The sequence below is a fragment of the Pseudomonas petrae genome (genome assembly GCF_021728295.1).
Taxonomy (GTDB): Bacteria; Pseudomonadota; Gammaproteobacteria; order Pseudomonadales; family Pseudomonadaceae; genus Aquipseudomonas; species Aquipseudomonas petrae.
The window spans coordinates 14,690-36,796 of record NZ_JAKJXE010000020.1 but is presented as its reverse complement, the minus strand read 5'-3'; the positions used below and the strand labels follow the sequence as shown (position 1 = coordinate 36,796).

Genomic DNA, 22,107 nt, shown 5'->3' with positions numbered 1-22,107 from the left:
GTGTGTCAGATTGCATTTTCGTCATAGACACACTGCGTTCGCGGGCAAGCGCGCTCCTACGATGCCCCCCTGCGAGCAACCCTTCAGCGGCAGGAAGTGAGTGCGAAAGGTCAAATCGGGAGCGACCGGATGCAATGCCAAGTGACCAGGCTCAAGACGCGTACACCGCCAGCTTTTTCTGAATGAAATCCAGAAAGCACTGAATCCGCAACGCCAGCTGCGAGTTGCGGTAGTAAACGGCGTGGATCGGCTGGCGATAGCCGCTGTTGGCCTGGGGCAGGATGACGTTGAGGCGGCCTTGGCGGATGTCTTCGTGGGTCATGAAGTGCGACAGGCACACGATGCCCTCACCCGCCAACGCCAGCTGGCGCAACGTCTCGCCGCTGGATGCCGAGACCGTCGGCTGAATGAACAGCCGATCCCCGTCGGCGTGGCGCAACGGCCAGTGATTGAGGGTTTCGGTCTGGGTGAAGCCGAGCAGCGAATGCCCGCTCAGCGCCGCCACGGTTTTCGGCGTGCCGTGCTTTTCGAGGTATTCAGGGCTGGCGAGAATGTTGAGCGGGCTGCTGCCGAGGGGCCGGGCGTGCAGGGTGGAATCGGCCAGCACGCCAATGCGGATCGCCACATCGGTGCTCTGTTCCAGCAGATCAATGATCAGATCGTTGCTGTTCAGCTCCAGCTGGATGTCCGGGTACAGCGCGCGAAACTCGGCGACGTACGGGACGATGGAATGCAGCATGAAGGGAGACGCCGCGTTGATCCGCAAACGGCCGGACGGGGTCTGCTGGCGCACCGACATGCGCTCTTCCAGCTCTTCCATCTGATCCAGAATCTGCCTGGCCCGCTCAAGGAAATACTTGCCCTCCTCGGTCAGGTCCATGCGCCGCGTGGTGCGGTTGATCAACGTCGTGCCCAGCTTGCCTTCGAGTCGCGACAATGTGCGGCTGATCGCTGATGGCGTCTGCCCGACCTGCTCGGCCGCAGCGGAAATCGAGCCGCTCTCGATCACCGTGACAAACACCTGCAACTCATCCGACCTGGCTTTCACTGTTGTCTCCCGCTCACAAGAGGCTGGATATTAGCGCGCTTGCGGGTCCGCGTTCAGATTCCGAACACCGAGGCCAGATGTGCTTCATACCGCTTCACGTCTGCTTCCACATTCGGCATCTTCATCACGTCCACCGCCAGAAAGGTCGGCAGGCCGGTCATGCCAAGGAACTGGTTGGCCTTGTGGAACGGGAAGTACACAGCATCCACGCCCTTGGCTTCGAAGAAATCCGTCGGGTCATCGAACGCCTGCTGCGGCGCGTTCCAGGTGGCCGAAATCATGTATTGCTTGCCGTGCAGCAAGCCGCCGCTGCCGTACCGCTGGGACGCATCGGAACGGGTGCGACCGTCGCTGGCGTACAGGCTGCCGTGACCTTCGGTGAAGACTTCGTCGATGTACTTTTTCACCGTCCACGGCGCGCCCATCCACCAGCCCGGCATCTGCCAGATGATCACGTCGGCCCAGAGAAATTTCTGCACTTCTTCGGCCACGTCGTAGCCGCCATCGATGAAGGTCTGCTGCACTTCGAAACCGGCACGGTCCAGGACCGCCAGGCCGGCTTCGTGCAGCGTGGTGTTGTAGCGGCCGTCGGAGTGCGCGAATTGTTTGCCGCCGTTGAGAAACAGTACTTTTTTCATATCAAGCCTCGTCCGTCGTCAATGCAGCCCGCGGTTCAGCGGTACTGGATTGAGGGTCTTCAATTGGAATGGACGGCAGAATATCTGGCAGACGAGACGGGAATAAGCCGGGGAGGGGCAAAATACATTTGCGCGTGAATCACGAATCAGACGCTTATTGATGAATTTACGTTGACTGAACGACAGCGTGAATGTGGGCCGGACACTGCGTAATCAGCCCGCGATCATCAGGTGCGCGCCCAGCAGCGCCATGCCGATAAAGAACATCCGCTTGAACACCAGCGCGCTGATCCGTTGACGCAGCCACTGACCGAACATCATGCCGAGCAACGCGGGAATCAGCGCCAGCAACGAGGCGCCCATTTCGGCGCTGCCCACCGCGCCGTTCCAGAACAGGCCAACGCCCAGTGCCAGGGTCGAGACGGTGAACGACAGCCCCAGCGCCTGCACCAGTTCATTGCGATCCAGCCCCAGGCCCTGGATGTAGGGCACCGCCGGGATGACGAAGACACCGGTGGCCGCAGTGACCAGGCCAGTGATAAATCCGCACAGCGGCCCGAGCCAACGCTCGGCAGTAGGCGGCACCTTCAGCGTCGGCAGAAACAAGCCACAGAGCGCATACACAAACAGCGCGCCGCCCAGCGCCCTCGCCATGCCGTGCCCGTTGCCGAGGCCGAGCGCGTAGGAGCCTAGCATCGTGCCGATGACGATCGTCAGCAGCAGCGGCCACAACCGCGTACACAGTCCGCGCAAATGCCCACCGGTTGCCAGCTGCCATAGGTTAGTCAGCGTCGATGGAATCAGCAGCAGCGCCGCCGCCTGGGTCGGCAGCATCATCGCACCGAGCAGGCCCATCGCAACCGTCGGCAGGCCCATGCCGATCACGCCCTTGACCGTCCCCGCCAGCAGAAACGTCAACATGACCAGCACTGACAAGGTCCAGCCAAGGTGTTGATAAAGCGATAGGAAACCATCCATGGGCGCATCCTGCGAAAAAGTCGACAAGGGGAAACATAGGGCGTTGCAATCGGCGCCACTTCAACACATTCGGGCACCTGCGGTAACAGAAAAATAGTCAGCACCCCGTATCTGAATAGCGATTTGCTGACGCAACTTTCCATTTCTGCCAACCCGACTTGCCATTTGTCACGTTTCAACGGCAGCCGGTTTTTCCTAGGATTCCCTGACGTCGTCGACGCCTGGCTCGCCAGCAATCACGTGTTTGAAGGGGGAATGCATATGTCCGATGCAACTGAGCGTCTGTGGGGCGCGCGCTTCAAGTCAGCGCCGGCGGAAGCGATGGCCAACCTGTCACGCTCGCCCGCCGTCTATTTCCGCATGACGCCCTATGACGTCGCGGGGTCCAAGGCCCACGCCCATGAACTGGAGCGCGCCGGCTTGCTGGATGCCGACGAAACCCGCCGTATCATCGACGCGCTGCAATCAATCGACGAGGACTTCGCCGCCGGCACGATTCAGCCGATTCCCGCCGACGAGGACGTGCACACCTTCATCGAACGCCTGCTTACCGAACGCCTCGGCGCACTGGGCGGCAAGCTTCGCGCCGGGCGCTCGCGCAACGATCAGACGGCCAACGACATGCGGCTGTTTTTGCGTGACCGAATTCGCGTGCTGACCCTGTCGATTCTTGATCTGCAGCAGGCATTGGTCGGTCAGGCCGAAGCACATATCGAGACCATTGCGCCCGGTTTCACCCACTTGCAACAGGCGCAGCCGATTGTCTTCGGTCACCATTTGATGGCCCACGCCCAGGCGATTCATCGTGACATCCAGCGCCTGCAGGATTGGGATCAGCGCTTTAATCTATCGCCGCTCGGCGCCGCCGCCATGGCCGGGTCTGCCATCGCCCGCGACCCTCAACGTTCGGCGGCGGAAATGGGCTACGCCGGCCCGTGTGAAAACTCCATCGACGCCGTCGCCAGCCGCGATCACGTGGCCGAGTTTCTGTTCTGCGCGAGCATGCTGGGGATCAACATTTCGCGCATGGCCGAGGAGTTCTGCATCTGGACGTCGCGGCAGTTTCGCTGGGTCGAGCTGGACGATGCGTACGCCACGGGCAGCTCGATCATGCCGCAGAAGAAGAACCCGGACATCGCCGAACTGGCCCGGGGTAAATCCGGCCGTTTGATCGGTTCACTCACAGCGATTCTGTCTGTGCTCAAGGCGCAGCCGCTGTCGTACAACCGGGATTTGAGCGAAGACAAGCACGCCATCTTCGACGCGCTGGACACGCTGAATCTGGTCCTTCCGGCCTTCGCCGGCATGGTGCGGACGATGAAGGTGCGCAAGGACGAGTTGCTGCGTCAGGCCCCATTGGGGTTCACCCTGGCGACGGAAATCGCCGACTGGCTGGCCGTTCGCGGCGTGCCGTTCAAGGAAGCCCACGAGATCACCGGGCAACTGGTTCAGCTGTGTGAGGCGCAGGATATCGGGCTGCCGGAGCTGACGCCGAAAATGCTCGCCGACACCGACCCGCGCCTGACGCCGGAGGTGCTGGAGAGCCTGACGCTGGAAGCTGCACTGGCGGCGCGCAACGGCTGGGGCGGCACGTCGCCGGTGCGGGTGGCCGAGCAGATCGCGCGGTTCAAGTTGCACTTGTCGGCGCAGGAGCAGTGGGCCAAGGATTACAGCGGCCCGCGGGGTTGATTGCGCGCAGTCGTCCCGTAGGACCGGCTTTAGCCGGGAAGGCGTCGGATGTCACGCCGCGAAATTGCGCTGTTGGTGCTGGCCTCTTCCCGGCTGAAGCCGGTCCCACTAACTGACCCAGCGCATATTGTAGGACCGGCTTTAGCCGGGAAGGCGTCGGTTGTCACGCCGCGAAATTGCGCTGTTGGTGCTGGCCTCTTCCCGGCTGAAGCCGGTCCCACTAACTGACCCAGCGCATATTGTAGGACCGGCTTTAGCCGGGAAGGCGCCGGATGTCACGCCGCGAAATTGCGCTGTTGGTGCTGGCCTCTTCCCGGCTGAAGCCGGTCCCACTAACTGACCCAGCGCATATTGTAGGACCGGCTTTAGCCGGGAAGACGCCGGGGTGTGCGCCATCAGTTTTCTTTCTTGATGTACCCCTCAACCACCGCCGAGAAGTCCTTGCCACCATCGCCGCGCAGACTCATCGCCTGATACAGCTGCTGCGCCAGCGCGCCCATGATCACGGGTTGGCGCGCGGCTTTGGCGGCCTCGGTTGCCAGGCCCAGGTCCTTGAGCATCAGCTCCGCGCCAAACCCTCCGGTGTAGCCGCGCGACGCCGGGGCGGTTTCCACAACACCGGGCCACGGGTTGTACATTTCCGAGCTCCAGCAGCGCCCGGTCGAGCTGTTGATGATGGTCGCCAGCACGCCCGTGTCTATGCCCAGGCTATTGCCCAGCGCCATGGCTTCTGCCACGCCGATCATGGAAATGCCCAACAGCATGTTGTTGCAGATCTTGGCGATCTGGCCAGTGCCGACATCGCCGCAATGGACGATGTTGCGGCCCATCTGCGCCAGGATCGGCTTGAGCACCGTGAAGTGCTCAAGACTCGCGCCGACCATAAATGTCAGCGTCCCGGCCTGCGCGCCGCCAGTGCCGCCCGACACCGGCGCATCGCCAACGACTACACCCTGTTTCGCCGCTGCGGCCGCCACATCGCGGATGGTCTGTGGATCGATGGTGCTGCAGTCCACCGCCGGCACCCCTGCGCTGATGCCAGCCAATACGCCGTCTTCATTCAGGTAAACCGCGCGAACGTGAGCGGCCGCCGGGAGCATGGTGATGACCAGGTCGGCACCCTGAGTAGCATGTTTGGGCGACTCACTGATGCGGCTGCCCAATTCGGCCAGCTCGGCCAGCACCTGTTGGTTCAGGTCGAACAGATGCAGCTGATGCCCGGCACGGATCAGGTTCCGCGCCATCGGCGCCCCCATATTGCCCAGGCCGATAAATGCGATCTTCATGATTGTTCTCCTTGTTCAAAACCCAGCTCAAGCCAACTGACGGAGTACGATCCCTGTAGGAGCGCGCTTGCCCGCGATGGCGTCGTGTCTCTCAACTCACCCGTCACAGGCAGATCGCTTTCGCGGCCAAGCGCGCTCCTGCAAAAGGGCCTCGCACTCAACGCAAATTGATCGTCGTGTTCACCCCGTCATTCACGCTGTCGTCATCGAACCAGCGGCTGGTGACGGTCTTGGTCTGAGTGTAGAACTGCACCACCTGTTTGCCGTACGGCCCCAGATCTCCCAGCTTCGAACCGCGAGACCCCGTGAAGCTGAAGAACGGCACCGGCACCGGAATCGGGATATTGATGCCGACCTGACCCACGTCGATTTCACTCTGGAATTTGCGCGCCGCCGCACCGCTCTGAGTGAACAGCCCGACGCCGTTGCCGAACGGGTTGGCGTTGACCAATGCGATGGCCTGATCCAGCGTCTCCACCTCCAGCACCACGAGCACCGGCCCGAAGATTTCCTGAGTGTAGATCTGCATCTCGGTGGTCACGCCGGTAAACAGCGTCGGCCCGACGAAGTTGCCGTCCGCAAAGCCCGCAACCGTGATGCCGCGCCCGTCCAGTTCGAGGGTGGCGCCTTCCTGAACGCCGCTTTCAATCAGATCGAGAATCCGCTGTTTCGCGCGCCTGGAAATCACCGGCCCGACATCGGTGCCCGGCTCGCTTCCCGCGTTCACCTTGAGCTTCTGCGCCAGCGCCTTCAGGTCGGGAATCCACTGCTTCGACGCGCCGACCATCACCACCGCCGACGTCGCCATGCAGCGCTGACCCGCCGCACCAAAACCGGCGCCGACCAGTGCGTTGAGGGTCTGCTCGCGATTGGCATCCGGCAATACAACGGCATGGTTCTTCGCGCCCATCATCGACTGCACGCGCTTGCCGTGTTTGCCGGCCAGGTCGTAAACGTGAGTGCCCACCGCCGTCGAGCCGACGAAGGACACTGCCTTGATGTCCTTGTGGGTGCAGATCCCGTCGACCACCTCTTTGCCGCCGTGCACGACATTGAGCACGCCCGCTGGCACACCCGCTTCGACGGCCAGCTCCACCAACAGCATCGTCGACATCGGGTCCTGCTCGGACGGCTTGAGCACGAAGGTATTGCCGCACGCGATGGCCATCGGGAACATCCACAGCGGAATCATCGCCGGGAAGTTGAACGGCGTGATGCCTGCGCAGACGCCGATGGGCTGACGCAGCGTGTAGGTGTCAACGCCACCGGCGACGTTCTCGGCGAATTCGCCCATCTGCAGCGTGCCGATGGAGCACGCGTGCTCGACCACTTCCAGGCCGCGGAAGATATCGCCCTCGGCGTCCGCGATGGTCTTGCCCTGTTCGGCGCTAAGCACCACGGCGATGCGCTTGGAGTGTTCCCGGATCAACGCCTGCAACTTGAGCATGATGCGCATGCGGGCGCCAATCGGCGTGTGCCGCCAAGTGGTGAACGCCTTCTGCGCGGCGGCGACGGCGGCATCGACCTCAGCGGCCGTCGCGAATGGCACGTGGGTCAGCACTTCCTGGGTGGCGGGGTTGACCACGGCGAGCCATTCGGTGGTTTGCGACTCAACCCATTCACCGCCGATCAGCAGCTTCACGCGGGCCACGGTGGTGTTGTTTTTGTTCAGTGACACGTTCATTGCCATTGCTCCATTCAAGGCAGCGCGCCTGCTTGAGCGCGCTGAAAAAAGTCGATTTCAGGCAGCGCGATGGCGAGGGGGATCGCGCTTCATCAGCGCAGTACAGACCAATGCCACCAGCGCCATGCCGATCAGGTAGGCGATCACGTAGCGCGGACTGCCGCCGCCCATGGCCAGCAATTGCGTGGCGATCATCGGCGCAAATCCGCCGCCCAGGACGCCCGCCAACTGCACCGAAACGGAGATGCCGCTGTAGCGAATTTCCGCCGGAAACTGCCGGGCGAACAACAGGGATTCCGGCGCATACAGGATCGGGAAGACCACGCCCACTGCCAGCACCATCGCCCACCACACCATCTGTGGTTCGCGGGTGCCGAGCATGGCGAAGAACGGGTAGACGAAGGCGCAGAGCAGCAGAAGCCCGGCGAAATACAGACGTTTCTGCCCGACCTTGTCGGACAGGTGGCCACACAGCGGCATGGTCACCAGAGAAAGCGCAGCGCCAGCAGTGATCGCGCTCAGCACGTCGGCACGGGGGATGAGCAACTGATTGGCGGCGTACGCCAATGCGAAGGTCACCGACATGTAAAACCAGGCGTTCTCGGCAGTGCGCGCGCCGATGATGGTCAGGGTTTCCTTCGGATGCTCGCTGAACACTTTGAACAACGGCACCTTGACGGCGATGTTGTCTTTTTTGAGCTTCTCGAAATCGGGCGACTCCGGGACTTTCAGGCGAATCAGCCAGCCCACGCCCAGCAACACAACGCTGGCCAGAAACGGAATCCGCCAGCCCCAGCTGAGCATGTCGGCCTCCGGCAATTTGGCGACCATGCCCATCGCCAGCGAGGCCAGCACCAGCCCTGCGCCAACGCCGGTTTGCGGCAGGCTGCCGTAGAAACCTTTGCGGCCCTCGGGCGCATGCTCGACGGCCATCAACACCGCACCGCCCCACTCCCCGCCGACCGCCATGCCCTGCAGAAACCGCATCGCCACTAGCAGCACTGCGGCCCAGTAGCCGATCTGTTCGTAGGTGGGAATCAGGCCGATGATGATGGTCGGAATGCCCATCAGCATCAGGGTGAACAAGAGCATGGACTTGCGCCCGATCTTGTCGCCGAAATGGCCAAACACGATGCCGCCCAATGGCCGGCCAAGAAAGCCCACGGCGTAGGTGGCGAATGCCGCCAGCACACCGATGATCGGGTCCAGTGCAGGGAAGAAAATCTTGTTGAAGATCAGGGCGGCAGCCGTGCCGTAGAGGAAAAAGTCATACCACTCGATGGTCGTACCAGCCATGCTCGCCGCACCGGCAAGCCGGTAGGATCGTGCGTTTTTCACGGGGCTGGCATCGAGTGCGCCAGCGTCCGCCGTAATAGCGTTCTTCATAAACTCCTCCGCTTATTTATTGTTGTGCAGGGTGTTATGGCGTGTGGGATGTGGATTTATTTGAAACTGGAAATCGTCCTCGATAGATCACTGATTCCGTAGAACTGCGTCATTGCTGGGGGCTGCATCGGTTGGATCCGGCCGCGCTTCGGAGTATAGATGTGCAAACTTCTAATAAGAACGCACATAAAAGCAGGTTCAACATGCAAAAAAACATCACGTCCCTGAGTGCGCTGAACTGGGATGACCTGAAGTTTTTTCTCGAAGTGGCACGCACGCGCAAGGCCAGTTCCGCGGCCAAGCGCCTCGCGGTGGACTACACAACGGTGTCGCGTCGGATCAGCTCGCTGGAGACTTCACTGGGCACGCTGCTGTTCGAAAAATCCCGCAACAACGGCTTCATCCTCACCGCAGAAGGCCAACGACTGCTGGGCGCAGCCGAGTCCATCGAAAGCACCCTGCACATCGCCTGCGAGCAGGTTTCCGGCTCCGGCGTGGCGCTGTCGGGGCATGTGCGCATGGGCTGCACCGAAGGCTTCGGCAGCTTCTTCATCACCCCGCAACTGAGTCACTTCACCGACACGTACCCGGCCATTTCGGTGGATATCCTGCCGCTGCCGCACTTCATCAGCCTGTCCAAGCGCGAGGCGGACATCGTCATCGCGCTGGAGCGTCCGGAGCACGGGCCCTACGTGTGCTGCAAACTGTGCGATTACAGCCTGAGGCTCTACGCCACTCAGGATTATCTCGACAATCACGCGCCGATCCTCAAGACCGAAGACCTCGCCGACCATCCGTTTATCAGCTATGTCGACGACCTGGCGTTCAGCTCGGAATTGCTCTACCTCAGCAACCTCCTCCCCGGCGCCCACGCCACCCTGCGCAGCACCAGCGTCATCGCCCAATACGTCGCTGCATTGCAGGGACGAGCGCTGGCGATTCTGCCGTGCTTTCTGGCGGCACAGGATGCGCGGCTGCTGCCGGTGCTGGAGGGTGAGGTGGATATCACGAGGCAGTTCTGGATGTATTGCCGCGAGGATTTGAGGAAGCTCAAGCGGATCACGTTGTTGTGGGATTACATCCGCGAGAGCACTGAGCGCAATCAGGCGTTTCTGTTGGGCAGGACGGAGCGGATGACGTTTGTGGATTGAAGAACCACAGGGGTAAGGGAGACCAATCCTAACGACGAGCGGGCTTCTGTTGCAATGACTTGTGACAGCGGTTGTGACAGGACTTGTTACACAGCCCACGCACGGCTCGTCGCGGTGCGTGTCAGTCAGTAAAGTCAGTCGCTACGCTTTTGCAGAACGGCTGTTCCCGGAACTGGAGGGAGTGTCACGACAACTGCGTCCTACATGGCGAAGTCGCCCTAACATTTACGGCGCTAGCACATATAGAATCAGAAAACAACGGTATAAGTGTAAAGATTCTTGACAAATAGCCTTTAAGGGTGTAAAATAGAGATAGGTAGGGCAGTTTTGAGTAGTAAGCTTTCAATCCTGCCGAAATATCGCCAGACCCCTAATTCAAACTCCGAACCAGTCTCGTCCTCCTTCGAGTAGTTGCGTTCGGACGTACGATAGATCGAGGCGTTATCCACCGCCTACCTCGTGTTCCAGCTGTAACATGGATCGACAACAGTTAGAGTTTCGTGGTTGTGACTCGCAAGCTTCGCCTTAAGCTTTAAGCTTTCTTCGGCATAGGCACAAATTCCTAAAGTAACACCGCTCCCGGCATCTGGATGCTTTGGCCACTTCGTGGCCTTCTTTTTTATCCAGACTTCGCTAATCTTGCAATCCTGCACATTTATTAAGGAGGCATCATCTTGCCCAGAAAACGCAATAATGTCATCTACCGTCCGTGCGTCGTATGCGGCGATCCTGTAGCAACACAAAGAGCAACATCAACGCCGACATGCGGCTTGAAGTGCTACACGATCTTGTACCGTAAACGTATTAAATAACAAACCCAACCCTAGGAGGAAAAACCACTATGTTAACAACCCCGTATATACGCTGCGTCATCTGTCAGCGGAGTTTTCCGGAGAATGGGACGCTTACGACATGCAGTCTTGATTGCCATCGTACGTTAATGCGTAAGAAAGCAAACCCATTCATACCTGCAATCGCTTAACCCAATCCAACCCAACCCAAACGAAAGGAGGAAACTTTCTATGGAGATTCACTATGAGCAATTACTTTGTTGTCAACCGTCCCAGCAATCTTGTTGTGGGGGTTATTGCTACAAGTTACACGCCAATTGATACACAACTGAAAAAGTTTGTCCTTGCTAACGAGCAATCCCTCTGGTTCTATGATAAGCACATGAGCCAAAGTCATGAGACTCTGTTAGACATTGGCGAGCTGATGAAGAAGTCCGCTCACATTGCTGATCAAGTGTCAAAAGGTAAGATAGGGAACGCCAAGGCAATATCGCAGCGAACCAGAGCGGAACAAACAGTCTCGGTGCAAGACCGAGAAGAATACATCCTCACTTGGATTCGTAACCATCCTGACGCTGACGAATACGATCTGCATCACGCTATCGGCATGGGCATTGTCGCTGCTCGTGCTTATCTCAAGCTATACGGATTTTAATGGCCCTACAGGGCATCAGAACATGCAAGTAAGGGCATAGTGTCACTTGCAGCTTTCACACGCCTACAGCCCTCGTAGAACAAGCATCAAAACAGCAAATATCACGCTATCCCTGCCTACATTCAGGCAAACAACAACCTTAGAGGAAAATTAAATGAAAGACACATTATTCGCCGCTGCACTTGAAAAAGATGCCATCGTAAATCCAGTGATTGAGCCAGTTACAACAGTTATGCAGAATGTGTTTTCACAGACTACGTTCGACAGAATGTCTCGGGATTTGAAGTCTCGCTATGAGTCCTCTATTCAGATGCCTCACAGTCAACACAAGGGCGCCATCGTGGAAGTTCAGGTAGAAGGACTACAAGCTGCCGCTGATGAATACCATCGACTCCTTTCAGCAGGGTACGCGAAACTCCCTGATACATCGCCACTGAACAGCTTCAACATGTTGGGGAATGCTAACGGGGTCTATCTCGTGCAAATCTCACTATTGAAGACACCAGAGCAACAGGCGGCAGACTTGGAAGTTATGTATGCCGACCTCAAAAGCCAATACCTTGCCGATATCGAAGAGGCCCAGCGCAAAGAAGAAGATCGCCAAGTCGAGATTGCGCTTACCGCTGCTGCTCGAAAGGAAGCAGAAAAACAGCAGGCTGCGCAAAAAGCACTCGCAGATAGGGTGAGAGCTGAAATGCAGGACAGTAGAAACAAGCTTCGTACTACACTGATTGCGAAAGGCAAGTTGAATGAAAACGGTGAAGCTGCTTAATGGACAACCTTGAACTAATTCTAAGGCGCCGCTGGGCGCCTGAAACACTGCCAGTTGAAGTGCCGGTGCAAAAGTCGCAGGCGACATGGACACTCGTGATGAAAGCCAGCGAGCATGGCGAAGGTCATGTTTTTACTGCATGCACAGAGCACAACAAGGCCAACGGTCGTCAGCCATATCAATCTTTCATCCTCCCGGCGGATTTGACTGGAGTAGGGAGCATGGGCGATTGGGTTATCAAGCGGGAGCATAATCAATGAACTACCAGCAAATCATGCAGCAATCGGACTACGAGTCCGCAGCTCGAACATACGTCGTAGAGAAATTCGGAACACCCGTCGCTCAAACATTCCCGATTCTTGCCAGCATTGTGCTACGTGGTATTTTTGCAGCAAAGCCTGAGTCAATGGTTTTAGCTGAAATTCTAGCCGGGTATTCACTGAAGTCACTTTGACTCATCTACAATGCATCTAGAACGTTGCAGGCAATAGCAGCATGGCAACTTGTACCGTTGATGGGCGCTTGACCTGAAAGGCATTTAGGCGTATATTCGGCCCCTCAACACGAAGACCCAGACCTCACATCCGCCACCGCAAGGTGATCTCGGAGTGTGGTTTTCTGATGTCTGGGTTTTGACACTTACCCATCTGGCACAACCGCGAGGAACTGCCCATGAAATGAACTTAAATAGGAGAATGAACAATGGCGAAGAGTAAAGTCACAGAAGAAGCCCGTGCACGTGCGATCCAAATGCGCTCGAAAGGGGCACAGTACAAACAGATTGCAGAAAGTCTCTCCAGTGAAGGTGTCACCTTTGACTGGTGCAAACGGAATCTAAGCACCGTGAAGGTGTATGACACTGATTACTTCCTGATAGAGCAAATTACTCCACTGGGTGTTCGCCCGGAAGGAATCGCTCGCAGCGAACTAAACAGGTTCATCCGTAAAGCATTCGGCATTGAAAGCGGCGAACCTATCCCGCCAAAGATTTTACAACGAGTGAAGCGGGCACTACCTGATGATGTGTTTGTCCGGCCTGATTGGATGGACCCACAGTCGGCAGAGGCAACTCAAAGAGCTATCGTCATTGGCACGACAATTTTGATGGATCGGCTTGAGGAACTGACAGCTGATGTATGCCAGCTTTGCCCCGGCGCTTCCGCATGGCATGTTCGTGATTACATGCTCAAGCAACTGACCGGCGATTATCCGGGCGGACCGCTGGTCCAAGGCCAGCACATGGAACGGGCGGTGGAGAGGATGGTGGTGCGCATGCCTCAGATCACCCCGTCTGAGCGTCCGCCACTTGCGATGGATACAGAGTATGAGGCTCTTTGCATGTAACTGCACCTTCTGAACAAAGAATATACATATAGTGCACAGGTGTGGTGAGTCATGTCAGAGAGTGGTTCACACCCAATGGATCGCATCTGCACTTTTTGAACAGAAGATATATATAAGGTGCAGAAGTGCATACGGAACAACCAGACGTCAACGTCTAAGGTTTACACTCTGTGACTTCGCACCACTGAAGAAACTCAGCACAGAATCACACTCAAATAAAATAAGTCTACACAAAACCGCTCTTGCTCTTGCCTTTGATCTTAAAACTGTATGCTCCGCATACGGGTTAGCCACTTCTTCGTGGTAACGAGTGCTGTCGCACTTCGTGATTGTGCACGAAACAGAAGATCACAAGCGAAGAGCAGGATTTTTGTTGATCTCATTTATTGGTTAGTGTTCGACCGAAGGTCATGGGTAGATGCGTCCACCGTGAGGTGGGGATTAACCTCAATGGTGAATGACCTTACAGCTAACCGCTGTGATGATCACTGCCTTGACCGTGCATCAGCTCTTGGTCTGCCAGTGCAGAACGCCTGACATCACCCTATAGCTCCGCTATGAGCCTGACTTACCCAAGGGGCGAAGCCAGTCATTGCCCAGTTGTAACCACGCTACACCCCTTGATATACGTGGCCTCCAGCCGATTTGATCCTAGCTAAAACGTTACATTCCATAGCGTCAAGGCGAGCGAAGCGATGCACGCTATGAGCGTGACTTCTCGTTGGGGCGATCAGATGTGTACGAGCACATACATGATCCCAGCGCCCCAGATGATAGCGATGAGCGTGAGCAACACATTGAAGGACACACCGGCAAAGTCTACGTCTCTGACTGTCGGGCCATTCTTTGCCATGCTGTCGAGCACTCATCTTGATCAGGGTGCGTCAAGAATACAGATCACCCACGCATCCAATCAAGGACATCAGCCCGTCCGCTCTGAGATTTCATCCAGATCACGCCAAGGCACATCCCTTTTGCCTGCCATGCTGCAATTCGGTGCATGTTCAAATGCTTGGTGTTGAGCGTCTTTCCGTTGGATAGCTTGGCAGCCTCGACACATAATGACGTGCTGCTTGAGTCGCCAATGGAAATTCCATGCAAAGAGCTTATCGTTTCGTGAAATCATAACGTTCTCGCTCGCGCTGACTACAAATTGCTGTTGGTTTACAGCTTTGGCGGCGACACACGTCAGTGGTTCCAGAAAAATGACTCAGTGGTTACACGGTATAGGGCGCTTGGCTTTCATCTGGGGAATTCGGTCGTAAGACCACAATAATTCAAATTAACCATACGAAAACTATGGTTTTAGCTGCATGTCTTTTATAGTTGCTCAGCTGTAGCCCAGTGTTTCCGGGGCCTGTGCTGACCAGTTGCTAGGCTGGATGCTTTCAAACCTATTAATTAGCACGCTAACGATTGAAATCGCCTCCCCGATTTCATTTGTGCAGGAAATTCTGCAAGGCGAGCGCCAGCAAGTCATCCTGACCGCGAGGTCAGAATTGTTTCCAGCGGCGAGGTGAGTCGCCACGGCAAGTAATCCGCTTTCCATTGCAACCCGCTCGCCAGCAGTCCTAATTAACAGAATAGGGTTGTGTAAATAAGCGAAGCCACGGAAACGCTGGACACAGAGTGGTAGCTCATGGTCTAATTAACACATCGAGCAAATTTGCCACGGAGTGTTAATTAAGATGAACATCGTTGAGGCGGTCAAGACGGAAGGCGAGGCAGAAACGATCAGCCGTAAGCTGACCAAGAACGCTCGGGGCAATACTCTGTATGCCGACATCTGGCGCTTCGGCATCAATACCGCACTCCGCATCAGCGATTTACTTGGTCTCACCTTTGATGATGTGCAAGGTGACAAGCTGGTGATCAAGGAGGGCAAGACCGGCAAGCCTCGTTCCATCGACCTAAATAGTTCTGCGAAGGCCATCATCGCCCGCCGTAGGGCAGCTCACCCTTCCCATACCTTTCTGTTCGAAGTTGACAGCAACCGTGCCAAGGGCAAAGCGGTGAGCCGGGTAGCAGTGGCTAACGCCTTCAAGGCTGTAGGCGATGAGATGAGCCTGCAACTGGGCACACACAGCATGCGTAAAACCCGTGGCTGGCTGATGTACGACGGTGGAAGGTCTATTGAGATGATATGCAAGGTGCTGAACCACAGCAGCCCAGCCGTGACGATGGCGTACATCGGCATCACTCAAGCTGAAGTTGCTGCGACGTACCACGAGTTCGTGTTCTAGTCCTACACGCTCACTACAGGCCCGCGATGCGGGCTTTGTCATGTCTGTTCCTGGCGGAACAGGTGACCAAACCACAGCAGTGAGCACGCCAAGAGCGCCATCGAGCAGGGTCGTCAGGTGTTATTTGTGGAAAACAGCGAAGTAGCCTTGCGAGTGGTGACACTCACTCAACCGTTCAGGTGTAAATCCGTCCCCAGCGTTCAAAGCGCCCCAGCTTATTTTCCAGCCAGAAAACTCAGTCGCCTTCGAATGTGCATCTCTGTTCTGGGCGGCGGGGGTTACTTCACCAAGAAACTGACCGCCTCGACCATCTGTCGCACAGACCAAGGCTTGGGCAGGAAGACAGCCCCAGCAGGAAGCTCGCCCACGACGTTAAAGCCGAAACCCGATGTCACGACCACGGGCACAGTGGGCCAGCGCTCTTTCACCATTAGGGCAAATTCGTGTCCACTCAGCTGACCCGGCAACGTGTGATCAGTTACCACCAGCGAGCAAGGGGTATTGTCTTGCAACATGTTCATCAGTGCGTCATCGGCAGTGATGAACGATATGCAAGAGCCGCCCATGTCCGTGAGTATGTCCATGAGAATGCTGGACATCAGTACGTCATCCTCAACGATGACCACTTTCCCTGTAACGACGTTTACACCATGTGCGTCGTAAATCATCAGTGCACGTTCCATGAGAGGGGAGAGGGAGCGTAACGGCCAGAAGTTGCAATCTCACTCAGGCACATTGGCAATGGTTGCCCTTGCCGGGCCGAATTTTCCAGCAAAGGCCCAAAAGCACCTTGGCGATTCCGCACACACCTTTACATTACAAAGTGACGATCATCCTGTTCCCTCAACGGATGCATAGCCTCGGATTTCGCCGGTGCTAACGCTTCTCCGGCTTTGGACAACCTTTCCCACCCGATCAAGCTCAACGCAAAGACACAGCTCACCAGTGCAGCCACACACGACTTCATTTGTTGCAATCCTCAGCAGGGTAACGGACATAGGGCGCTGCATTATCCTGATGCAATGCCACATTGCCACTGTCGCTCGTCGGATAGGCTCGCACGGTCGGATTGTCGTATGCGCGGGTCTGTTCCGGGCAGTGGGGATTATCACCAGCGAAGACTTTAACCGGGAAGGTTGGGCATGCAGCCTTGGCAGTAGTAAGACGCTCCAACCTTGGCAGCAATGTAGTAGGCGAGCCCTATAAACAGCAAGACGTTCCGAATGTGCCCATACCTTCTGGACGACAATAGCAACCTTTGGCATTCATCCTTGTAATCGGTCTCGTCTTCAGTGTTGTCCGCACCCACGAGCTTGGCGTTCTCTTGATAGACCTTCACCACAGTGTTCAGTCGCATGAACCCGAGCGCTGCACTGGTGGCGAAGATCAGCATGCAACCAATCATCACTGTGCTGCGATTCATGCCTATCGGCATGTAGACGTTGTTCTGTGCGAGGTATGCACAAACGGCCATTGTGGCGCCGAGTAGAAACTGATCGAGCTTGGCGGATTCCTCTGCTGCCTTGAGAGATATCTGGTCAGCGATGTGAAGCTCGGCGGTCATGTTCGATTCCTTCGAAGGTTAGGCGCAGCAGAGTATGGCTAACAAATCGGTCTTACTACTCCAGCGAAAACGTCGCTGGTGCAGGCTGATCCTGTTCCAGCCTTTCATGTGCAACACCATCACGCTCTTTAGCTTCATGCAACGCCACTTCCAGCGCCCCCTTGATTTCATGCAACGGCAGTATGCCCTCGAAAGTGAATGTCTGGGCGGCGGAGTGAGCTTCGTTACTGAAATATCAGGGGCACTTAGTCCTCATCATCGGGCCATTGCATCGTCTGATCCAAGAGTTGCCTTTTAAAATGATAGTTGACGCTGTTATCTGGAACATCATCAGGCACCAGATCAAAACGAAATGCCGTAAGCTGTCTAAGTATTTCTGGCACATCATAAGTTTCGTCAAACAGCATTGCTTCATTTAGAATAGTCGCGATTATCCCTATAGGGCGTATTATTTCACGCACTGTTGGCCCTGATTTAACTACTCCACCCTCATGGACGATGTGAGGAAAATCTTGGGAGCGAAAGCCTACAATGAAATTCTTCCTAGCTAAAGATTCTAGTTTTCGATTTATGTCTATACACCCTTGGAGTCGCTTATCATAGTAACTTGCTTCAAAGACAGAAGTTATAGACAGTATCTTCTCTAAGTCTGCTATAAACGTGATTATAAATTCCTTATCGACTGTGAGGATGCCCCTCCTAGCTTCAGGAAATAGCGTTTTATGAAGCTTCCTAGGGTAGGCAACCTCCGGATGCCCTTCTTTCTCTTCAGTAAACCCGAAATGATGACTTCCAAGGTATTTCTGGAACTCGTCAACATGTTTGTAATAGTTAGTTACATAATTGTTTGTCTGGGTATGATTTATCTGAAACTGGGTTAGCTCCATCTGAGCCTTGGACTGAACTGAACGATGGTTGGCTGCAAGCAAAGCTATGAGTGGAATCGCGACTGCGAGCAGCCCAAGGGGTACTTTGAATATCTCTAACGCGTTGTTCCATCCTTGACTCGAAAAATTTAACTTCAGTCCTGAAGTAAAACAGACAATAGTGAATGTCACCGTGGCAGCGAGTGCAAATATCGTGGCAACTACATACACGACAGCCTTGAGCTTAAGGAAGGTGGTATGCGGATCGAAGTCTAGCCATTTCATCGATTTATCTTCTAGTAGATTTATAGTCGTTGTGAAGGCTACTGGCAGGAAAACTGGATATACCAGTAGTTTGACTGCATCCAATAGGTGCTGTTTCCGTTGGCGATGCTTGCACCGCCTTCAGGTGATCAGCCCTCGGCATTGATCTTGTAGCGTCCATTGCAAGCGGTGAACGTCTGCTTGGAGGCGTCCTCACGGCGTTGCTTCCTGACAAACCCAGCTCCGTCGTTCAGGTATTTGACGACGCCTACACGGGAGCTTCATTGCTTGGTGCGAAGCGGAACCTGAGTTGCGCGAGGACACCTTGTCAGCGCTGGGACATCCGCCCAATACTGCACACAGGCTTAATACGAAAATTGACCGTCTCATCTTACGCTCCTTGATTGGTGAGCGGATATTACGTTCTTCAATAACCCGCCACCATTGGTCCAGCGCAGCCCCGGCAAGGTTAATCGCCTTCGAGTTTGAATGCTGTCCGCAGCACGATTTTTTGAGAACCGCGTGATATTTATTACGCCTTCGATGCCTTTTGCGTTCTGAAAGCTTCGATTACAAGGTCTGTGTCCGACTCAGCTTTATATTGCCGCTTTGTCTTATCCAGCTTGGAATTGTCAAATACAGTTTGTGCCTGCTTAAATAACTCCGCCGACTTATCGTCATCAAGAAGAATCGACTTTAACCGCTCACATGCTTTATCAAAAGCATTAGAATTGAAGTAGTCCAGCGCTTCACCAATAACTAGCATTCTTACTATGAGCATAAACTGAAACCTGAATTTTTTATACCCCGAATCCAGCTCCCCACTTCTGAACATTTGCTCTATACGATAATAAGCCAAACCACTAACATAATATGCTGAGTACTTGTGATCTTCATTAAAAATCTTACCACTGAACCGCTTAACTATGGTCCCGTAGTACCCTGAAACCAGATGGGGTGAATTCAGGAACATTGACGCAAAGGACTTAATCTGCGTAGGAATAGAGATGATTTGCGTACGTTTGACATCACCAAAAGAGTTATACTGTTGAGAACGGCGCTCGTAATATAGCTGGATTGTGTTTTTCTCGGCTGCGTAATATAGCTCCAATTTTTTCTGAAACGAACTAAGAGCTTCAAGTTGCTCGGTTCTAACTTCCGTCTGACTATTAGTCGCAAGCGTAATGTTGGTTTTAATATCCTCGTCATCAGTAACAATGATTTTCATTGGAACGTAGACTTTTTCTATACCCTCTATTTTTCTGCACTCGTGCAAGACATGACTGGTCTGACAACCATTTACCACTTGATAATCACGAATTGTGAAGCGATTCCCAGCAGGAGTTAGAGAACCAGCAACTACGGTAACCCCATTATTCAAGACACAGAAAAGATCGAACTTCCCCTGATCCAGAGTGTTCTTAATCTTAGCATTTACAACGTTGCCGCCCTGAAAGTCGCGCACATTATCATCAAAGATACTGTAGATCGTCCCACTCTCGTCTTGAATCAGCTTCACATACTCATCAAATGGAATAACTCCAAGGTAAGCTTCAGCAACCCCTTCAATGTCAGGGAGTGTAATACGATTTTGGAAATTCACCGTTACAGACAACCGATTTTTCGTTTCCTGATACATTCTCTGTAATTCAGTCGCTCCTAGTGCATCAACTGATACAGCATCAAAAAGACTCAATTGGTCTATTTCTTTTTTCCCACTATTTATGATTGCAACCAAATTATCATCACCGACCCATTTCCCTGTACTTACATAAAACAGCCTGCAGTTAGGCCGACGGTTCACCATATGATCCGACATTTGTACAATAAGCTCCCACACATACTTCATCTTCTTGATAGCAGTGTTCTGAACCAATTGCGGAGCATCGGAAAGGAAATCCTTGACCCCATGGATAAAAGAACCAATCGATGACCCATCAAAGTTAGAGCTTGTTTTGGACTGCACAAATGTAATGTCAGCGTCTAGATATCCAGAGTTATCAACAACATCCTTCAGAACATCTTCATCGGTAATGAGACGACCGTTGACGATAATGCACAACCCGTCGATAGCACAGTCACCACCTGAACCCACATGAACATCATCAAGTTCAAAGCTACCCCTAAAAACTTTTGAAGTGATCGCGTAATTGACGAAGTGCTCAAACTGAGTCGACAATTCGTTTGTGGACAACTCATTCTGCTTAACAAAAGTTGACAAGAGAGACCCAGTAATTTTGTCCATCATCGATCCTTGAATTCCATAATTTATTGAACAATGTACTTGCGCTTTTACATATAAACTTTGGAACTGCACCGCCATGCAGCCCACTGTTTGGCTACTATACGCTGAGCTAAGTGCCATCTGCAGCCATACGGGCATTTTTTTTGAGCTAGACCCTGTTTGCTTCCGCTAGAGGCCGGGGCTTGTCTGATTTGCTGCAAGATATGATGACCATCGATTGCTACCGGCTGCGAACAGGTCTCCGAGCAAACTTGCGATGGTTTCAACCGGGACTCCAGAGCCGTAGGTATCGAAAACGACTGTGCCTGAAGCGTGTCCCATTACCGCTTGAGCGTGAGTCAGTGGAACTCCTTTAGCCTGCATTAGAGAAGCAAGCGAATGGCGGAGTGAGTGGAACACCAAGCCTTTGACGTAGCACTCCCCGAGAGCCTGAGGAATCGCATGCTGGTTAACCCACTCGCCTGCTGACCTGTAGCCGATCTGTGCCAGCGAAACGCTCCCCCTCAGTCTGGAAGTTTCGACGTACCGCAAAAACGCTTGAAGGTCGAACCCGTAGGCACCGTCAGTCAGCGGCACTTTTCGCTCACTGCGCTTATTCTTGATTGACTTCCCCTCACCGAACTCATTGATGTGGATAACCACCACCCCTGACTCAAGCGTTTGAATGTCGCTCACGCACAACTGCGAGATTTCATTCAGTCGACCACCCGTAACAATCCCAAGGCTCAGCAACCATCGCTTCCATGAGTGCTCAGGCAGCCTACTGGCGTGGTCCATCAGCATGCCAATCTGATCCTGATTGAACGCCCTCCGTGCCGACTCTACCCCTTTGGTGAACTTCAGTTTCTTATCGAATGCTTTGACGAGGTGACCGTTGTTCATCCCCCAATTCAGAACAGCCGAGACCTTCATCAGCATCTGATTCACCGTTGACGGCTTGCGGGTCATCACAAGTTGTTCCCTCAACGTCACGAGGTCTTCACGGGTATGGGTTCGTAAATCCAGCTCTCCTAAAATGTTCCCGATTACGCCATGGGTGAACCGTGTGCTGCTCAGGGTAGTGGGTTTCTGCTCACCAGCCCTGTCTGCAAGGTAGAGCCTCGACAGCACCTCAAACGTCAGAGGAGCGAGCCCTACGGGGCACGGGTTAGGTGCAGGCTCGGTATTTGTATTCAAGCTTTCAACTTCATGCTCTGGGTAGGTCGGTGAAGGGCCGTAATTGAGCACCGGACGGAGTGTATCAACATCGGCGTGAAGACCGCCCCAAAGTCGCTGCGTATCGTGGTGGTGATCGGGATTCAGTAAGCCCGCTGCACTCTGTACCAACCTATCCCTGATCTGGTGCCATTGAGCGTCGAGACAGTCCCGATGGAACGCCCTAACGGACGCTGCAATGTAGCTCGACGCATCCATAGCCCTGCTTCTGTCATTCGTATGGAGCGATACAGAGACCGTTTTGGTTGTGCTGCCCGTTACCCTCAGGCGGAAGTAGTAAATCCCATT

At 54.7% G+C, this 22,107-nt stretch carries 19 protein-coding genes; 8 read left to right on the top strand and 11 right to left on the bottom strand.

All coding sequences use genetic code 11. The features are described 5' to 3' along the window. Nucleotides 1–151: 151 nt before the first annotated feature. The 3 genes from L4G42_RS24455 to L4G42_RS24445 form a co-directional block, all read right to left on the bottom strand. The gene (locus L4G42_RS24455) at nucleotides 152–1,048 is read right to left on the bottom strand and encodes a LysR substrate-binding domain-containing protein (RefSeq protein WP_237254234.1); all 897 of its coding nucleotides are present in this window, start codon (nucleotides 1,046–1,048) and stop codon (nucleotides 152–154) included. 53 nt (nucleotides 1,049–1,101) lie between these two features. Continuing rightward, nucleotides 1,102–1,686 (bottom strand): NADPH:quinone oxidoreductase MdaB, encoded by a 585-nt coding sequence (gene mdaB, locus L4G42_RS24450; RefSeq protein ID WP_237254235.1) that lies wholly within the window; start codon nucleotides 1,684–1,686, stop codon nucleotides 1,102–1,104. A 213-nt stretch (nucleotides 1,687–1,899) separates the two neighbouring features. After that, on the bottom strand, nucleotides 1,900–2,664 hold the full coding sequence (locus L4G42_RS24445; protein WP_237254236.1) for a sulfite exporter TauE/SafE family protein: 765 nt from the start codon (nucleotides 2,662–2,664) through the stop codon (nucleotides 1,900–1,902). A gap of 261 nt (nucleotides 2,665–2,925) precedes the next feature. Here L4G42_RS24445 and argH point away from each other — a divergent pair, with 261 nt between their 5' ends. Further along, complete coding sequence (gene argH, locus L4G42_RS24440; protein WP_237259993.1) at nucleotides 2,926–4,353, top strand: argininosuccinate lyase; 1,428 nt, start codon at nucleotides 2,926–2,928, stop codon at nucleotides 4,351–4,353. A 395-nt stretch (nucleotides 4,354–4,748) separates the two neighbouring features. Here the strand turns inward: argH and mmsB are convergent, their stop codons facing one another. From mmsB to L4G42_RS24425, 3 genes are all read right to left on the bottom strand, one after another. After that, the gene (gene mmsB, locus L4G42_RS24435; protein ID WP_237254238.1) at nucleotides 4,749–5,639 is read right to left on the bottom strand and encodes a 3-hydroxyisobutyrate dehydrogenase; all 891 of its coding nucleotides are present in this window, start codon (nucleotides 5,637–5,639) and stop codon (nucleotides 4,749–4,751) included. A 157-nt stretch (nucleotides 5,640–5,796) separates the two neighbouring features. Beyond that, complete coding sequence (locus L4G42_RS24430; RefSeq protein ID WP_237254239.1) at nucleotides 5,797–7,323, bottom strand: CoA-acylating methylmalonate-semialdehyde dehydrogenase; 1,527 nt, start codon at nucleotides 7,321–7,323, stop codon at nucleotides 5,797–5,799. A gap of 57 nt (nucleotides 7,324–7,380) precedes the next feature. Beyond that, nucleotides 7,381–8,709, bottom strand: coding sequence for an MFS transporter (locus L4G42_RS24425; protein ID WP_237254240.1), 1,329 nt, complete (start codon nucleotides 8,707–8,709; stop codon nucleotides 7,381–7,383). 203 nt (nucleotides 8,710–8,912) lie between these two features. Here L4G42_RS24425 and L4G42_RS24420 point away from each other — a divergent pair, with 203 nt between their 5' ends. The 7 genes from L4G42_RS24420 to L4G42_RS24390 all read left to right on the top strand — a co-directional run bounded on the left by L4G42_RS24420 (nucleotide 8,913) and on the right by L4G42_RS24390 (nucleotide 15,665). Further along, nucleotides 8,913–9,860 carry a LysR family transcriptional regulator gene (locus tag L4G42_RS24420; RefSeq protein ID WP_237261270.1) on the top strand — a complete coding sequence of 316 codons (948 nt, stop codon included), beginning with the start codon at nucleotides 8,913–8,915 and terminating at the stop codon, nucleotides 9,858–9,860. Nucleotides 9,861–10,895: 1,035 nt separating this feature from the next. Next, the gene (locus tag L4G42_RS24415; protein WP_237259995.1) at nucleotides 10,896–11,306 is read left to right on the top strand and encodes a hypothetical protein; all 411 of its coding nucleotides are present in this window, start codon (nucleotides 10,896–10,898) and stop codon (nucleotides 11,304–11,306) included. A 154-nt stretch (nucleotides 11,307–11,460) separates the two neighbouring features. Beyond that, entirely contained in the window at nucleotides 11,461–12,078 is a 618-nt protein-coding gene (locus L4G42_RS24410; RefSeq protein WP_237259996.1) for a hypothetical protein, read from the top strand. Beyond that, entirely contained in the window at nucleotides 12,078–12,338 is a 261-nt protein-coding gene (locus tag L4G42_RS24405; protein ID WP_237259997.1) for a hypothetical protein, read from the top strand. The genes L4G42_RS24410 and L4G42_RS24405 overlap by 1 nt, the downstream gene beginning before the upstream one ends. After that, the gene (locus L4G42_RS24400; protein WP_237259998.1) at nucleotides 12,335–12,532 is read left to right on the top strand and encodes a hypothetical protein; all 198 of its coding nucleotides are present in this window, start codon (nucleotides 12,335–12,337) and stop codon (nucleotides 12,530–12,532) included. The genes L4G42_RS24405 and L4G42_RS24400 overlap by 4 nt, the downstream gene beginning before the upstream one ends. A gap of 248 nt (nucleotides 12,533–12,780) precedes the next feature. Beyond that, nucleotides 12,781–13,422 (top strand): hypothetical protein, encoded by a 642-nt coding sequence (locus tag L4G42_RS24395; RefSeq protein ID WP_237259999.1) that lies wholly within the window; start codon nucleotides 12,781–12,783, stop codon nucleotides 13,420–13,422. 1,688 nt (nucleotides 13,423–15,110) lie between these two features. Next, the gene (locus L4G42_RS24390; protein ID WP_237260000.1) at nucleotides 15,111–15,665 is read left to right on the top strand and encodes a tyrosine-type recombinase/integrase; all 555 of its coding nucleotides are present in this window, start codon (nucleotides 15,111–15,113) and stop codon (nucleotides 15,663–15,665) included. Nucleotides 15,666–15,943: 278 nt separating this feature from the next. Here the strand turns inward: L4G42_RS24390 and L4G42_RS24385 are convergent, their stop codons facing one another. From L4G42_RS24385 to L4G42_RS24365, 5 genes are all read right to left on the bottom strand, one after another. Then, nucleotides 15,944–16,333 carry a response regulator gene (locus L4G42_RS24385; RefSeq protein ID WP_237260001.1) on the bottom strand — a complete coding sequence of 130 codons (390 nt, stop codon included), beginning with the start codon at nucleotides 16,331–16,333 and terminating at the stop codon, nucleotides 15,944–15,946. Nucleotides 16,334–16,788: 455 nt separating this feature from the next. Then, nucleotides 16,789–17,229: a hypothetical protein gene (locus L4G42_RS24380; RefSeq protein ID WP_237260002.1), complete on the bottom strand. Its 441-nt coding sequence runs from the start codon at nucleotides 17,227–17,229 to the stop codon at nucleotides 16,789–16,791. A 245-nt stretch (nucleotides 17,230–17,474) separates the two neighbouring features. Beyond that, complete coding sequence (locus L4G42_RS24375) at nucleotides 17,475–18,464, bottom strand: hypothetical protein (RefSeq protein WP_237260003.1); 990 nt, start codon at nucleotides 18,462–18,464, stop codon at nucleotides 17,475–17,477. Between the two features lie 427 nt (nucleotides 18,465–18,891). Beyond that, complete coding sequence (locus tag L4G42_RS24370) at nucleotides 18,892–20,682, bottom strand: AIPR family protein (protein WP_237261268.1); 1,791 nt, start codon at nucleotides 20,680–20,682, stop codon at nucleotides 18,892–18,894. Between the two features lie 90 nt (nucleotides 20,683–20,772). Next, the gene (locus tag L4G42_RS24365; RefSeq protein ID WP_237261265.1) at nucleotides 20,773–22,017 is read right to left on the bottom strand and encodes a tyrosine-type recombinase/integrase; all 1,245 of its coding nucleotides are present in this window, start codon (nucleotides 22,015–22,017) and stop codon (nucleotides 20,773–20,775) included. Between the last annotated feature and the right edge of the window lie 90 nt (nucleotides 22,018–22,107).